This is a genomic window from Janibacter zhangyanbonis, from assembly GCF_050507325.1.
GTDB lineage: Bacteria > Actinomycetota > Actinomycetes > Actinomycetales > Dermatophilaceae > Janibacter.
The window spans coordinates 410,509-425,223 of record NZ_CP191481.1; the positions used below are offsets into that span (position 1 = coordinate 410,509).

Here is a 14,715-nt window from a genome sequence, read left to right on the forward strand (position 1 = left end):
AACCGACATGACTGACACTTCTGTGGCGGTGGCCAAAGGCGGAGCCGAGTCCAAGATCCACGAGCACCTCGCTCACGGTGGGCGCATCGGCTCGGCTGACGAGCGTTACCACCACGTGGTCGACTTCCTCCACGACGAGGCCAACCTGCTTGACGAGTACCGCAGCGTCGAGTGGCTCAAGCTCCTCGCGGAGGACATCACCTACCGCGTGCCTGTCCGGGTCTCGCGGATGCGCGACGATCCGTTGCCGCAGTTCGCGACGAACATGTTCCACTACGACGAGAACCACGTGACGCTCACGATGAAGGTTCTGCGACTGGCCACCACGGCCAGCCCGTGGTGCGAGAACCCGCCGTCGCGCTCACGGCGACTCATCACCAATGTGCGTGTCTTCGAAGGTGTGGAGCCCGACGAGTACTACGTGGTCAGCTCCATGCTGATGACCCGCAACCGGCACTCCGAGTCGGTCCCGCTGATCATCTCGGGGGAGCGTCGGGACCTGCTGCGACGCGAGGACGACGGTTATCTCATCGCCCACCGGGAGTTCCTCATGGACCAGACGACGCTCGGGTACCCCAACCTGACCGTCATCTTCTGAGGGGAAGGGCACACATGCACGTGCACGGGACTGCCTTTGGTCTCGCGAGCGACGCCGAGGAGGGCATCGTCGACACCGTCGCTGCCCTCCTCGGGCACGTCGGGAGCGAGACCGATGGCGTACGCCACGTCCAGGTCGGCCCGAACCCGAGCAAGCTGGCGGATGGCCGCGACCACGGCGTCGTGGTGCTCATGGACGACGAGAGCGTGCTCGAGCCCTATCGCGCTCATCCTCGTCACCCCGAAGCAGGCGCGCTGCTGCGCGCCAATGTCGAGCGTGGCGTGGGCATCGACACCGGGCCGATGTACACCTCGGAGTCCACCGCCACCGACAGACCGCGGGTTCACATCACGCTCTTCGAGCCCGACCAGACGGTCGGCCCCGAGGTGCTCGAGGAGGTCGACACGCACCTGAGGGCTGCGGTCGACGACTGCCCGGGCGTCCTCGGTGTCTACGTCGGCCGGAACCGCACCAGGCACTCCCCGCCGGTCAGCGAGTGCGTCGTCATCGTCACCGACGGCGACCAGGGCTTCGAGGAGTTCCAGCAGCACCCGCAACGCGCACGGATCGCCGAGCTCATGACCGCGGTCGTCCGCCAGCCGATCGGTCTGGACCTCGGGCAGCCGTAAGTCGCGCCCGCCCGGGAAAGACGCGAGCAGGGCTGCAACCCCACTGGGGTTGCAGCCCTGCTCGCGTGGTCGGGGCGCTCAGGCGGTCATGGTCGGCAGGGCCAGCAGCTCGGGCATGTCCTCGGCGAGGTGACAGGCGACCTTGTGCTGGTCCGCGACCGTCAGCAGCGGCGGCTCCTCTGTGGCGCAGATGTCCTGGGCGTGCCGGCACCGCGTTCGGAAGCGACACCCGCTCGGTGGGTCCAAGGGCGACGGGGCCTCGCCGTATAGCTCCAAGGGGAGGACAGGGAGCGTCGGATCAGGTTCGGGGACCGCCTCGAGCAAGGCGGACGTGTAGGGGTGGTACGGCTGGGCGAACAAGGCGTCGACCGTCGTCTCCTCGACCACCTTGCCCAGGTACATGACGGCGACGCGGTCGCAGACGTTGCGCACCACCGCAAGGTCGTGCGAGATGAACACCATGGTGAGGCCGCGGCGCTCCTTGAGGTCGTGCAGCAGGTTGAGGACCTGGGCCTGCACCGAGACGTCGAGCGCGGAGACCGCCTCGTCGCAGACGAGCAGCTCGGGCTCGAGCGCCAGTGCGCGCGCGATGGCGATGCGCTGGCACTGCCCGCCGGAGAACTCGCTCGGGTAGCGGTCCTTGACCTCGTCGGGCTCGAGCCCGACCTCCGACAAGAGGGCGTCCAGCCACTCCTCGGTCACGGGACGACCCCATACCGTCATGCCCTCGGCGACGATGTCGCGGACCTTCCGGTGCGGGTTCAGCGACGAGACCGGGTCCTGGAAGATCATCTGGAGGTGTGGCCGCAGACGCCGTAGTTCCTTGGGCCGTAGTCCCACCAACGAGGTCCCATCGAACTCGATCATCCCGGACGTCGGTGTCCGCAGCATCACCATGGCCCGAGCGGTGGTCGACTTGCCGCATCCCGATTCCCCGACGATCCCCAGGGTCTCGCCACGATGCACCTCGAGGCTGACGCCCGAGACCGCGTGGACCGTCCGCCCTCCTGCGGCAGGGAACTCGACGACCAGGTCCTGGACGCTGAGCAGGCCCTGTGGGGCATCTTCTGCGGTGGTGGTCACGATGACACCTCTTCCTCGGGCACGGACAGCCCGGCTGCGGTCGTCCCGGCGGCACGGTTGCTGGCGAGCGCGGCCTCGCCATGCGCCGTACCTCGGGGGAAGAAGCAGGCGTAGGCGTGATCCGGCGAGCTGTCGTCCGTTGTGAGATCGGGCTCGATCCGGAGGCACTTGGGCTGTGCCGATGCGCAGCGATCGGCGAACCTGCAGCCCTGGGTGGGGCCGGCCGAGCGGACCTGGCGGCCGGGGATGGCCACCAGGCGGGTGTGCGGAGCGTCGGCGAGCCGAGGCATCGAACGCATCAGCCCGACCGTGTAGGGGTGACGCGGGGTGCGGAAGAGGTCCGCGGTCGGAGCCGTCTCGACCACCCGCCCCGAGTACATGACCGCGACCCGGTCGGTACGGGAGGCGGCGACCCCGAGGTTGTGCGTGATGAGCAGCATCGACATGCCACCCCGGCCCATGTCGGTGAGGACATCGAGGATCTGTCGTTGGATGGTCACGTCGAGGGCGGTGGTCGGCTCGTCCGCGATGAGAAGTCTCGGGCCGCAGATGAGAGCGGCAGCGATGCAGATCCGCTGCCGCATGCCCCCGGACATCTCGAAGGGGTAGGCGCGCAGGCGCGCCTCGGCATCAGGGATTCCCACGCGCCGCATCATCTCGAGCGTGGCCTCTCGGACCGCCTGGCGATCCTTCGAGCCGTGAAAGCGCAGGCCCTCGCTGATCTGCCGACCGACGCGGACGACGGGGTTCAGCGCCGTCATCGGGTCCTGGAAGACCATCGAGACGTCGGCGCCCAAGAGCTTGCGACGCCGGTTCGGGTCCAGCCCGAGGAGCTCGGTCCCCCCGAAGTCGATCTGCCCGGTCGTGCGGGCGGTCCTCGGGAGCAGCCCCATCACTGCCCGGGCAGCGACGGACTTGCCCGAACCCGACTCGCCGACGATGCTCAGCCTCTCGCCCGTCCTGATCTGCAGACTGATCCCGTCGACGGCCCGGAGGGGGCCGTGCCCGGTGTCGAACTCGACCGAGAGGTCCTTGACGTCGAGGAGGAGGTCGCGCGGTGGGTCGCCGGACCCGCAGAGCGGCTCGGGGCGTTCGTTGTCGACGATCTGGCTCACAGGGCTGCCGCCTTCTTGTCGGTGAGGCGACGGGCGTGGTCGCCGATCACGTTGATGGACAGCACGGTCAGGAAGAGCGCAATGGCTGGGACGAAGGTCAGCCACGGGCTGGAGGACAGCATCGGCCGTCCGCTCGCGATCATGCCGCCCCAGCTGGGACGTGGCGCGGGGATCCCCAGACCGAGGAAGCTCAGCGACCCCTCGGCCACGATGAGCCCAGCCAGGACGAGCACCCCGTAGGAGAGGACGGGCAGCACGACGTTGGGGAGCACTTCGCGCAGCAGGACCCGCCGCGGGCTGCTGCCCAGGAGCCGGGCTGCATCGACGAACTCCCGCTTGGACAGTGACAGGGTGTTGGCACGCACCAGACGAGCGAAGCCGGGGACGCTGAGCAGGCTCAGGGCCAGGGTCAGGGTCAAGAAGCTCTGGCTCTGGATCGCTGTGATGGCCAGGAGCAGCACGAGCGGTGGGAAAGCCAACATGCTGTCGAGCAGCAGGCCGATGACCTTGTCCGGCCAGCCGCGAAGGTACCCCGCGAGGACCCCGAGCAGGCCACCGACGAGTGCGGCCGCCGTGACGGCGACCAACCCCACCGCCAAGGAGACCCGGGCTCCGAAGATGACACGGGAGAGCACGCTCCGGCCGAGCTGGTCGGTGCCCAGGAACTCGGGCCAGGTGAGGCCGGGTGGGGTCCGGGGGGTGCCGATCCGCTGCTCGTACGACGCGAGCGGGAGTAGGTCGGCCAGCAGTGCGGCGCCGATCATCACGGTGATCCAGGCGAGGGCGACCCACAGGAGGGCCGATGACAGGATGCCCCTCCTCATGCGCCGACGGGCGCTCGTTCCGTCAGCCGGTGGCGCGATCGGCTCCGGGAGCGCCTCGGTGGATGTGCTCATCGGGCGGCCGCCTCTCGGACTCGCGGGTCCAACAACCCATAACCCACATCCACCAGTCGGTTGATGAGCACGTAGGCCACGGCCATGAAGAGCACGACCCCCTGGACGACGAGCAGATCTCGGCTCAGGACCGAGTTGACGAGCAGCTGACCCAGACCCGGCAGGGCGAAGAGGACCTCGATGACCACGGCCCCGCTCAGCAGCCTTCCCACGGAGAGCCCGAAGAGCGTGAGCACCGAGAACGACGAAGGCCGCAGGGCATGCCGCAGCAAGATGTACCCGGTCGGCAGACCGCGGGCCCTGGCGTTGAGGATGTAGTCCTCACGAAGGACCGTGATCATGTCCGATCGCAGCACGCGGTAGAACATGGCAGCCTCGGTCAGGGCCAATGTGATCGCCGGGAGGACCACCCGCTGAAGGTTGTCCCCCAGCCCCTCGGACAGTGGTGCCCACCCGGTCGGCGGGACGAGGTCTGCCTTGATGGCGAAGATGAAGATCAAGAAGACACCGGTGAGGAACGGCGGCGAGGCGATGAACCCCGAGGTCAGCGTGTTCATCACCCGGTCCACCACACCCTCAGGTCGGTAGGCAGCCAGGATGGCGACGGGGATCGCGATCAGGGCGGCCAGCATGATGGCCAGGAGGGTCAGCTCGGCGGTGACGGGAAGTCGGTCCAGCACGACGGAGGTCACCGACTCGCCGGTTCGCAGCGAGTTGCCGAGATCGCCCTGGGCGGCATGCGAGGCCCAGGCGACGTACCTCACCGCCAACGGGTCATCGAGCCGTAACTCCTGGTGCAACGCAGCGACCTGCTCGGGAGTCGCCGTCTCGCCCAGCAGTGCGACCGCGGGGTCCCCGGGGACGAGGTCCAGCAGCAACGAGGTTGCGAAGCTGACGATGACGATGACCAGGAGCAGCCGCAGCACTGCCCGGCCTGCTGTGTGTGCGAAGCGCATGGGATGCCCTCGGTGGGCTCAGTTCCCCACGCTCGCCCGGTCAAGGGCAGGGATGCCGTCCGAGAACCACTGGGGCACGATGACCCCTTCGTTGAGGACATCCATCCCGTTGACACGAGCGGTGATCATCTCGGCGTGGTCCTTGATGAGCTGCTCCTGGACCTTCGCGTACCCCTTGCGCTGCTCGTCGAGGTCTGTGCTGGCCTCGATCTCGGCCAGGGCCTTGTCGACGACTTCGGACGAGTACTTGCCGAAGTTCCGGCTCCCGCCGGTACGGAACTCATCGTGGAACTGGGGTGCGGGTGTGACGACCTGAATGCCCAGGGTCGAGGCGACGAAGTTGCCGGAGAACGCGTTGCCCACCTGGGTGGGGCCGGCCAGCTGCTCGACCTTGACCTTGACCCCCTTGAGCTGCTGGAAGGTCTGCTGGAGGTACTCGGCCGGACCCGGCTGTTGAGTCTGGATCGAGAAGGAGACGGAGCCCTTGTCCTTGGTGTACTCGTCGATGAGCCGCTGGGCCTTCGCCAAGTCCGGCTCGGGGAACGTCACCTCGGGGGTGAAGTAGGGCGAGCCCTCGGCGAAGTAGTTGGTGGGCGTCGTGGCGTTGCCACCGAAGACCGTCTCGTTGTAGTCCTTGTGATCGAAGGTGAGCCACAGGGCCTCGCGAACCCGCGCGTCGTCGAAGGGAGCCTTCTGGAAGTTCATGATGAAGGTCGTCCCGCCGCTGACGTCGACGACGTGCACGGTGGCGCCGTTGGTCTTGAGGTCGGCTGCGGTCTGGGGGTTGGTGATGCGAGCGATCATGTCGGAGCCCGAGGTCACCGTGTCGGCCCGCTGCTGCTCATCCGGCACGCTGCGGATGGTGAGGTGTTCGAGCTTGGGGGCGCCGGCGTAGTAGTCAGGGTTCGGCTTGTACTCGACGGCATCATTGCGCCGCCAGCTCTCGAAGATGAACGGGCCGGCGCCGACCGGGGAGCCGGCGAACTCCTTGCCCTTGTCCTTGAGCGCCTTGGGTGAGCCGATGAAGGTCAGGCCGCCGGCGACTAGGGACGGCCACTGGGCCAGGGGCTCCTTGAGGGTGATCTCGAGCGTGGTCGCGTCGCTAGCCTTCATCGACTTGATGCGTCCGGCGATGGAGGCTTGGACCGATCCCAGCTTGGGGTCGGTGTGGCGCTCCCAGTTGTACTTGACGGCTTCGGCGTCGAAGGGGGTGCCGTCGGTGAACTTGACCCCGTCCTTGAGCTTGAGGGTCCAGGTGGCCAGGTCGGTGGTCGACTCGAGCGAGTCGGCGATGCCCGGGACGACCTCGCCCTTCTCGGAGTCCACGCCGAGCAGCATCCCGAAGACGGCGTAGCCACGCCCACCGTGGCCGCTGCCTGCCGTGACCTGCAGATTTGCCGGGTCCAGGCCGACCGGCTCCGGGCCGGTGACGTAGGTGAGCGTCCCGCCGGTCGCGCCGCCGTCCTTGGCGGCACCCGTGCTGCCCGTCTGGTCGTCGCCGCCGCAGGCGCCCAGGGCCAGGGGAGTGCTGAGCGCAATCGCAGCAAGGATCGAGCGTCGGGTCAGGTTAGTCACGTGGTACCTCTCGTCGGCCCGCTGTCGAATCGGCAGCGTGTGTAGGTTGCAGGCAACTATTGCAAATAGTGCACTTACTGTCTAGTGCGTATCAGCGAAAAATGGCGAAGGGCCGCAACCCTCTCGGGTCTCGGCCATTCGCCGTGCGGTGAGCCCCACGCGGGTTGATCAGCCGGTCCTTGCTGACGAGGTCAGCGGGGCCGGGCGTACGAGCGCATGTGGTCGGCGAACTCCTGCGGTGTCTGACCCAGCTGCTCGGCCATGTCGGCGGAGTCGTAGTACTCGCGCCAGCTGGTGACCAGGCCACGGTCGTCGAACTCGAAGACCCCGCAGACCCGGACGACGACTTCGCGACCGTCACTACGCAGCGTCACCCGGTCGACCCGCTCGGTGAAGACGAAGCGGTCGTCCGACGCGAGCGCGATGATGTCGCAGCGACACTCCGTGTAGAAGTCGTACTGTCGCTCCAGCTCGGTGCGGATCGCGGCGCGGCCCCGTACGGGTGCGCGAAGGGGGAGGAGTGGCACGTAGCGCGCGTCCTCCGCCAGCAGCCCGTCGGTGAGCACGGCGAAGTCGGGGTCGGACACGTGCAGGGCGTCCAGGAAGCCTCGCACCATCTTCTCGTGGTGTTCAGTCATGGGTTCCATCCCAGGGCGATGGGCACGACACGGCGGCCGGTCATCCGCCCAGTGCGCCTAGGTCGGCGGGACGCGAGTCGTAGCCGGGCATGTGCAGCCCGCCGTCGACGTGGATCAGCTCGCCGGTCACGAAGCGCGACATCTCGGAGGCGAGGAAGACGACGACCGGGGCGATGTCGAGCTCGGGGTCACCATTGCGGCCCAGGGGTTTGCGTGCTGCAGAGGCCTTGGCGAAGCCGGGGTGCTCCGCGGCCAGGGCTTGGAAGTGGGTACCCATGGCGGCCGGGGCGATCGAGTTGACTCGGATCCCGAAGCGGCCCCACTCGTGGGCCGAGCTGCGGGTCAGCCCGAGGAGGGCCGACTTGGTCACGACGTAGTCGGAGTTGAGCCAGGCGGCGGTCTCCACGTCGATCGAGTAGAAGTTGACGACCGCGCCGCCACCGCGCTCGGCCATGATCGGCCGAGCTGCCTGCATGCCCCACCATGCAGCCCACAGGCCGGCGTGCAGGGTGCCGTCGAGCATGTCATCGGTCTTGTGCTCGAGGAGCACACGTGGCGAGAGCGTGAAGGCGTTGTTGACCAGGATGTCCAGACCGCCGAATGTGTCGACGGCGGCCTGGACGGCGGCCAGGACCTGCTCCTTCTCTCGCACGTCGGTGCGGATGACGTGGAGGGAGTCGTTGCCCGCGTAGTCGTCGCGGAGCGTGCTGCAGCGCTCCTCGTCGTACTCCGCCACGACGACGTTTGCGCCCTCGGCGAGGAATCGCGTGACGATGCCACGGCCGATGCCTGCACCGCCCCCGGTGATGAGGGCGATCTTGTCTGCGAGCAGTCCGGTGCGGGTCATTTCGCCGCCAGCCCAGCGTCGATGTGGCCGAACTCCGTGACACCTATGTCGAACGCGGCCCGCATGCCCGGTCGGTCGCGCACGTCGTTGACGGTGGGGTGCATCCTGCGGCCGGTCTGCTCGACGAGGCGCTTGGTCTCGTCGAGGTCCTCCCTGGTGCCCAGGTGGTAGGGGAAATCGGCGATGTCGGCGCAGATGTCGATGCCGACGATGTCGGCACCCTCCTGCGCGGGCCGCACCGCGTGCGAGCGGCCCTGACCGCGGCCGGCGCCGGTGATGAAGACGACGCGACCATCCATTCTGCCCATGAGACATCCTATTCAAAGAGGCTCGTACCCGCGACGTTGCGGACCCCTGAAATGTACATACAAGACAATTCATGTTCAATAGGTGTAGTCCGTTGTACGGTTCCATCACCGGGCCGCTGGACCCTGAGGCCCTGCCGTGCACAAAGGAGTGTCAATGGGCATCGAGCCGCAGAAGATGCTGATCGACGGCGAACTCGCCGCCGCCGCGGGCGGACGCGAGTACGACAACATCAATCCCGCCACCGAAGAGGTCCTGGGTCAGGCGCCGGATGCAGGCGCAGACGACGTTGAGCGCGCGATCGCCGCGGCCCGCCGTGCCTTCGACGAAGGGAGGTGGGCGAGCGACCCCGAGTTCCGCGCCCGCTGCCTGACGCAGCTGCAGGAAAAGTTGCGGGAGAAGGCCGACGTCATCCGAGAGGCCCACACGGCAGAGGTTGGCATGCCGGTCGGGCTCGCCCATGCCGTCGGCGTGGACCCGCCCATCGAGTGGCTCGGCTACTGGCCTGAGCTGATGAAGTCCTATGAGTGGGAGTACGACCGACCCCCGGTGGAGTTCATGGGCGCGCTGTCCAAGCGCGTCGTCCGGCGGGAGCCGGGCGGCGTCGTCGCGGGGATCACCCCGTGGAACTACGCCTTCCAGCTCAACCTCGCCAAGCTCGGCGCGCCGCTCGCGGCAGGCTGCACCGTGGTTCTCAAGGGTGCGCCCGACACACCGTGGAGCGCGACCCACCTCGCGCAGGCCATCGTCGAGACCGACATCCCGGCCGGGGTCGTCAACATCATCACGACCCAGGACAACTCGGTGGCCGAGATCTTGACGACGCATGCCGAGGTCGACCACGTCACCTTCACCGGCTCGACGCAGACGGGCCGGCTCATCATGCGCAACGGGGCCGAGACGATCAAGAAGTCTCCCTCGAGCTCGGTGGCAAGAGCGCGGCGATCGTCCTCGACGACGCCGACCTCGCCAGCGTCATCCCCGCGGCGGCCGGCATCGCGTGCATGCACTCGGGCCAGGGCTGCGCCTTGATGACCCGGCTGCTGGTGCCCAGATCGCTGATGGGGGCGGCGTCCGAGATCGTCAAGGCCGTGTACGCGCAGTTCCCCTACGGCGACCCCAACGACCCGGCCAACATGATGGGCCCGCTCATCAACCAGCGTCAGCTCGACCGGGTGCTCGGGTACATGGCGAAGGGGAAGACCGAGGCCGACCTGCTCATCGGTGGTGGGCGCGCGGAGCAGTTCGACAAGGGCTACTACGCCCAGCCGACCGCCTTCGCCGATGTCAGCAACGACAGCACGATCGCGCGCGAGGAGATCTTCGGCCCGGTGCTCTCCCTCATCGGGTACGACGACGACGACGATGCGGTCCGGATCGCCAACGCCTCGCCCTACGGACTCTCCGGCTCGGTCTTCAGCGCCGACCTCGAGCGTGGCATCGCAATTGCACAGCGCGTCCGGACCGGCTCGATCGGGGTCAACGGTGGCAACTTCACCGCCCCCGACACGCCCTACGGCGGCTACAAGCAGAGCGGCATCGGTCGCGAGTACGGAGTCGAGGGCCTGGAGGACTTCCTCGAGACCAAGGCGATGGGTCTCCCCGTCTGACGGTGGGGAGTCATCCGAGGGGGTCAGCCGGCAGCGGCTGACCCCCTCGTCGTGCCGCCCTGGGTGGCCGTCGGGTCGGCAGCTGACCAGAGCCGCATGAAAATCGCCTCGACCTCGGCCGCCGACGATGTGGGGATGAGGAAGGAGGAGGTGACGAGCCGGTAGAGCAGCTCGGCGACGTCCTCCGCCGACAGGGCCCCGCGGCGTCGGCTCTTGGGGATGGCCGGGCGGAGGTAGCCGGCGATGCTGGCGATGACCCCGTCGGCCTCCTTGTGGAGGAAGTCGAGCGACGCCTTGGGCTCGTACTCGAAGAGCACCTTCATGTGGGGGAAGACCCTCGGGAAGTCGAGCATGGTGTGCAGCATCACCTCAACCCGGTCAGCGGGATCGGGCCGCGCGGCTATAGCCGCGTCGAACAGCGCGCGGTTGACCTCGAGGATCTTGGCGTTGACGGCCTGCAGCACCTCTTCGCGGTTGGCGAAGTAGCGGTAGAGGGTCCCGCGCGAGACACCGGACTCGCGACAGATGTCCGTCATCGACAGCCCACTTCCATGACGCGCGAGCGCGCGCATGGCACCGTCCAAGATGGTGTCGGTCGTGTCGGACGAGGAGTGGCTGCTCATGAGTGGCAGCCTAAGAGAGTCAGCCGGCCAGAGTGCGACGGACCGCAGGCGCGTCGCTGATGATGCCAGCCATCGTGTCCTGGAGGAGGGCCGATCGGCTCGTGTCGGAGGCCGGGGCGAGCAGGCAGACGGACACCGCGCTGTGCACCATCAGCTCGACGAGACCACGCTCGGTGACGCTCCCGTCGCGCACCGCTGACGCCTGCTCCAGCGCAGGGTGCAGGCAATCGAGAAAGAAGTCGACGGTGCTGGCGAGGTGATGACCGAGCCGCTCCAGCACCATGCCTGGCTCGGTCTGGACCAGCAGCTCGAGCGCCGGGAATTTCGACCAATGGGCCGACATCGCCGTGAAGACGACCTCGACACGGTGCTCGAGTGCAGGATCGGCCGAGATCGCCTCCGTCACGTGCTCGCGCATGCTCGAGTCGAGGCGGGTCTCGATGGCGTCGAGTACCTCTTCGCGGCTGGCGAAGTAACGGTAGAGCGTGCCGCGGGAGACTCCCGACTCGGCACACACATCGGTCATCGAGAACTTCTGCTGACCGCGACGTGCGAGCGAGGTCAGCGCACCGTCGACGATGCGTGTCCAAGTCTGGGTGCCGGTGTTAAGTGTCACGAAAAGGACAATATCATCAACATGTGTCACACGCGTGACCACAGGAAGGGCGACCTCCCCACCCGAAGCCACCTACCGTTCCCCGGGGGCGGCGCCCCAGGTGTTGGCCAGGCTGCCCAGGCCCTCGATCCGCAGCTCGACCCGCGAGCCGCGAGGGGGGTACTTGCCGAGCTCCAGTCCGCATCCGCCGCCGACGGTGCCGGTGCCGATGACGTCGCCCACCCGCAGGGTCTCGCGCTGACTGATGTGGGCGACGATCTCCTCGACGGGGAAGTGGATGGTCGTCGTCGAGCCGCTGCTCCACTCCTCGTCGTCGACGAAGGCCTGCATCGTGTGATGCACGTGCGGGTCCCACTCGTCGGGCGTGACGAGCGCCGGGCCGAAGAGATTGGACCCGTCGAAGTCCTTCGACTTGGCCGGCCCGAGCCCCACAGACATCTCACGGAACTGCACGTCCCGGACAGAGACGTCGTTGAAGATCAGGTAGCCCGCGATGTGATCGAGCGCCTGCTCGGGGCTGAGGTCGCGGCCCGACCGGCCGATGACCGCGGCGTACTCGAGCTCGAAGTCACATTTCTCCGAGTCGTCGGGGACCGGCACGACCGTGTCCGGTCCGAGGACGGCGAAGGGGTTGCCCTTGTAATAGGTGGGGAAGTCGTACCAGCGCTTGGGGACGCTGCCGCGGGAGGCCGCGGCAACGTGCTGCTCGTAGGCGGAGCAGTCGCGGATGCTGGCGGGCCTGGGGAGGGGGGCGAGTAGTCGGACGGAGTCCAGCGCGTGGACGAGTGTGCCGCCCTGCTCGTCGGTCCTGCCGACCTCGGTCGGCAGTTCGTCGAGCACTCGGTGGAGGGCGTCCTGCCCCACCTCGAGGTTGGCCAGGAGTGCGATCAGGTCAGCGGGAACGAGCGCGTCCGCGATGGCTGTACCGCGTCGTCTCCCCACGCGATCGGCGTAGTACTGCCGAGCCGCCAGGTTGACGTCGATCACGCTGCCCGACGCGCCGAGGACGCCGACCCGCTCGATGGGGCCGACCGGGCTGGAGGCCTCGAAGGTCACGTATCGCATGGGTAGTCCTCTCGTCACGACGGTTCGCGCCCCACCATAGTCAGATTGCACAGTCTTGACGAGAAGTGTCTCGTGTGCATAAATGGGACCAGCCCATCCCGGCTCCTAGGAGGACCCGAACATGCTCATCGATCTGCACGCGCACCAGCTCACCAAAGACCTGTTCAACCAGCACGACCATTGGGGCCCGTTCTGGGACAACGGCTTGCGGATCGGTGACTGGAAGCTTGGCACCAAGCGTCAGACCGCCGCGACGCTCGACGAGATGCTCGAGCGCTGGCAGCCGGAGCCCCGGCTGGCCGCGATCGACGCCGCTGGCATCGACAAGATGATCCTCTCGATGCCCCTGCACATGGTCGGCTACCACTACGAGACCGACTTCGCCGTCCGCTACGCCGAGACCGCCAACAACTCGATGGCCGAGTTCTGCTCGCACAACCCTGACCGCTTCTACTTCTGGGCGCACGCGGCGCTTCAGGACCCGGTGGCAGCAGCGAAGGAGCTCGAGCGCTCGGTGACCGAGCTCGGTGCCCAGGGTCTGATGATGGGCGGTCGCAACTTCGGCGGTCGCGAGGTCAACGACCCGGCGTTCCGCCCGCTGTGGGAGAAGGTGTCCGAGCTCGACTGCATGATCTTCGTGCACGGCTACAACCAGTCGGTGACGTGGGGCAAGAACGCCTGCGACGACCCCTTCGACACCACCTCGATCGTCGGCATGAACAGCGACGAGACGCTCTTCTACTGGAACCTGACCAACGGCGGGGTGCTCGATGACTTCCCCGACCTCAAGGTCCTCATCACCCACGGTGGTGGCTTCGTGCCGTTCCAGCTGGGCCGTTTCAACCTCACCAACAAGACGATGGCCCCGGACAGCAAGAACAAGAAGGACCTCATCGAGTACAACTCGAACTTCTTCTACGACCTGGACATCCACAGCCCGCACATGCGTCGCGCGATCATCGAGGAGGTCGGCGTCGAGCAGGTTCTCTACGGCGACAACTTCTCCGGTGCCGACGTGCACGAGGGCGACCTCACGGACGGCCTCGGCCTCTCCGAGGCAGACCGCGAGAAGATCCGCTACCGCACGGCTCTGCCCATGCTCAAGCTGCCCGAGTCGGGTATGAACCCGGACCATCTCAGGAAGCCGATCGACCTCAGCACGACGGTCGATTCCGCCATCGCCGCCGGCTGAACGTCTCCCCGACTGCATAACCACGAAGGACTCGTCCATGGACATCATCGCGCTCGCATACATCGGCTTGGAGTCGACCAATCTCGACGAGTGGTCCCGCTACGCCCCCGAGGTATTGGGGATGCAGGTGCGGCCCCACGATGGCGACGCGCTCCTCCTGCGGATGGACGAGCGGCACCACCGCATCGCCATCCGGCCGGGTGAGGCCGAGCGTCTCAGCTATGTCGGCTGGGAGCTGCGCGACCGCCCGGCCTTCGAGGACGCCCTGCGCATCCTCGATGCCGAGGGCCTGTCGTACACGGTCGGGGACGAGGAGCTGTGCGCCGAGCGGGGTGTGCACGCCGTGGCGTACCTCGACGGACCGGACCGGATCCGGCACGAGCTCTTCTACGGGCAGGCCTTCGCCTCGCACTCCTTCGTCCCGGGGCGGGCCCACTCGGGCTTCGTCGCGGGCGAAGGGGGCTTCGGCCACGTGGTCCTCACCGTTCCCGAGTGGAGCGACGAGCTGAACCACTTCGTCGAGGACGTCCTCGGCTTCCGCTGGTTCGGGTCGGGTGGTGACATCGGCAAGCGCCGGTTCTACCGGCCCAAGCGCAACTTCCGCACCCACGCGATCGGGTACTCGATCGTGCCCGGCCTCGCCGGCCTGCAGCACGTCGGCATCGAGGTCGAGAACCTCGACGACGTCGGAGTTGCCTACGACCTCGTGCAGGAGCGCGGGTACCCGCTCATGGCGACCCTCGGTCGGCACACCCAGGACCCCGTGATCTCCTTCTACTCCTTCACCCCCTCCGGGTTCCCGCTGGAGTACATCCAGGGCGGCATCGAGGACAGCGAGGCCCACCCCTTCGTCGAGGGCAAGCCCGAGCATCTCTCGGTGTGGGGGCACAAGTTCAACCCCGACGCGCCCAAGCCCGCGACCATGTACGCCCTCGAGTCGCAGGATGCTCCTGCCTGAGGTGGACC

15 protein-coding genes and 1 pseudogene are annotated in these 14,715 nt (G+C 67.5%); 5 read left to right on the forward strand and 11 right to left on the reverse strand.

All coding sequences use genetic code 11. The features are described from left to right. The first annotated feature begins 7 nt into the window (after positions 1–7). Positions 8–598 carry an aromatic-ring-hydroxylating dioxygenase subunit beta gene (locus ACQBJO_RS02055; protein WP_421008142.1) on the forward strand — a complete coding sequence of 197 codons (591 nt, stop codon included), beginning with the start codon at positions 8–10 and terminating at the stop codon, positions 596–598. A 14-nt stretch (positions 599–612) separates the two neighbouring features. Continuing rightward, entirely contained in the window at positions 613–1,227 is a 615-nt protein-coding gene (locus ACQBJO_RS02060) for a Dabb family protein (RefSeq protein WP_421008143.1), read from the forward strand. 78 nt (positions 1,228–1,305) lie between these two features. On the opposite strand, the gene ACQBJO_RS02065 is transcribed toward ACQBJO_RS02060, so the two are convergent. The 8 genes from ACQBJO_RS02065 to ACQBJO_RS02100 all read right to left on the reverse strand — a co-directional run bounded on the left by ACQBJO_RS02065 (position 1,306) and on the right by ACQBJO_RS02100 (position 8,645). Then, positions 1,306–2,310, reverse strand: a complete 1,005-nt coding sequence (locus ACQBJO_RS02065; RefSeq protein WP_421008144.1) for an ABC transporter ATP-binding protein — start codon at positions 2,308–2,310, stop codon at positions 1,306–1,308. Further along, positions 2,307–3,425 (reverse strand): ABC transporter ATP-binding protein, encoded by a 1,119-nt coding sequence (locus ACQBJO_RS02070; RefSeq protein WP_421008145.1) that lies wholly within the window; start codon positions 3,423–3,425, stop codon positions 2,307–2,309. The genes ACQBJO_RS02065 and ACQBJO_RS02070 overlap by 4 nt, the downstream gene beginning before the upstream one ends. Then, positions 3,422–4,249, reverse strand: coding sequence for an ABC transporter permease (locus tag ACQBJO_RS02075; RefSeq protein ID WP_421008146.1), 828 nt, complete (start codon positions 4,247–4,249; stop codon positions 3,422–3,424). Before ACQBJO_RS02075 ends, ACQBJO_RS02070 begins: the two co-directional genes overlap by 4 nt. Positions 4,250–4,317: 68 nt before the next feature. Further along, entirely contained in the window at positions 4,318–5,277 is a 960-nt protein-coding gene (locus tag ACQBJO_RS02080) for an ABC transporter permease (RefSeq protein ID WP_421008147.1), read from the reverse strand. Positions 5,278–5,295: 18 nt separating this feature from the next. Beyond that, the gene (locus ACQBJO_RS02085; protein ID WP_421008148.1) at positions 5,296–6,852 is read right to left on the reverse strand and encodes an ABC transporter substrate-binding protein; all 1,557 of its coding nucleotides are present in this window, start codon (positions 6,850–6,852) and stop codon (positions 5,296–5,298) included. Between the two features lie 191 nt (positions 6,853–7,043). Next, positions 7,044–7,490: a limonene-1,2-epoxide hydrolase family protein gene (locus ACQBJO_RS02090; RefSeq protein ID WP_421008149.1), complete on the reverse strand. Its 447-nt coding sequence runs from the start codon at positions 7,488–7,490 to the stop codon at positions 7,044–7,046. Between the two features lie 40 nt (positions 7,491–7,530). Then, on the reverse strand, positions 7,531–8,337 hold the full coding sequence (locus ACQBJO_RS02095) for an SDR family NAD(P)-dependent oxidoreductase (RefSeq protein WP_421008150.1): 807 nt from the start codon (positions 8,335–8,337) through the stop codon (positions 7,531–7,533). Continuing rightward, on the reverse strand, positions 8,334–8,645 hold the full coding sequence (locus tag ACQBJO_RS02100; RefSeq protein ID WP_430407140.1) for a hypothetical protein: 312 nt from the start codon (positions 8,643–8,645) through the stop codon (positions 8,334–8,336). The genes ACQBJO_RS02095 and ACQBJO_RS02100 overlap by 4 nt, the downstream gene beginning before the upstream one ends. 175 nt (positions 8,646–8,820) lie before the next feature. Here ACQBJO_RS02100 and ACQBJO_RS02105 point away from each other — a divergent pair. Then, positions 8,821–10,253 (forward strand): annotated as a pseudogene (locus ACQBJO_RS02105) (aldehyde dehydrogenase family protein). A gap of 23 nt (positions 10,254–10,276) precedes the next feature. On the opposite strand, the gene ACQBJO_RS02110 reads toward ACQBJO_RS02105, so the two are convergent. From ACQBJO_RS02110 to ACQBJO_RS02120, 3 genes are all read right to left on the reverse strand, one after another. Further along, on the reverse strand, positions 10,277–10,876 hold the full coding sequence (locus tag ACQBJO_RS02110; RefSeq protein WP_421008152.1) for a TetR/AcrR family transcriptional regulator: 600 nt from the start codon (positions 10,874–10,876) through the stop codon (positions 10,277–10,279). Positions 10,877–10,895: 19 nt separating this feature from the next. After that, positions 10,896–11,492 carry a TetR/AcrR family transcriptional regulator gene (locus ACQBJO_RS02115; RefSeq protein WP_421008153.1) on the reverse strand — a complete coding sequence of 199 codons (597 nt, stop codon included), beginning with the start codon at positions 11,490–11,492 and terminating at the stop codon, positions 10,896–10,898. A 72-nt stretch (positions 11,493–11,564) separates the two neighbouring features. Beyond that, complete coding sequence (locus tag ACQBJO_RS02120; RefSeq protein ID WP_421008154.1) at positions 11,565–12,557, reverse strand: fumarylacetoacetate hydrolase family protein; 993 nt, start codon at positions 12,555–12,557, stop codon at positions 11,565–11,567. A 121-nt stretch (positions 12,558–12,678) separates the two neighbouring features. Between ACQBJO_RS02120 and ACQBJO_RS02125 the strand changes: the two genes are divergently transcribed. Beyond that, positions 12,679–13,749 (forward strand): amidohydrolase family protein, encoded by a 1,071-nt coding sequence (locus ACQBJO_RS02125; protein WP_421008155.1) that lies wholly within the window; start codon positions 12,679–12,681, stop codon positions 13,747–13,749. A gap of 37 nt (positions 13,750–13,786) precedes the next feature. Next, positions 13,787–14,707 carry a VOC family protein gene (locus ACQBJO_RS02130; RefSeq protein ID WP_421008156.1) on the forward strand — a complete coding sequence of 307 codons (921 nt, stop codon included), beginning with the start codon at positions 13,787–13,789 and terminating at the stop codon, positions 14,705–14,707. The last annotated feature ends 8 nt before the right edge of the window (positions 14,708–14,715 follow it).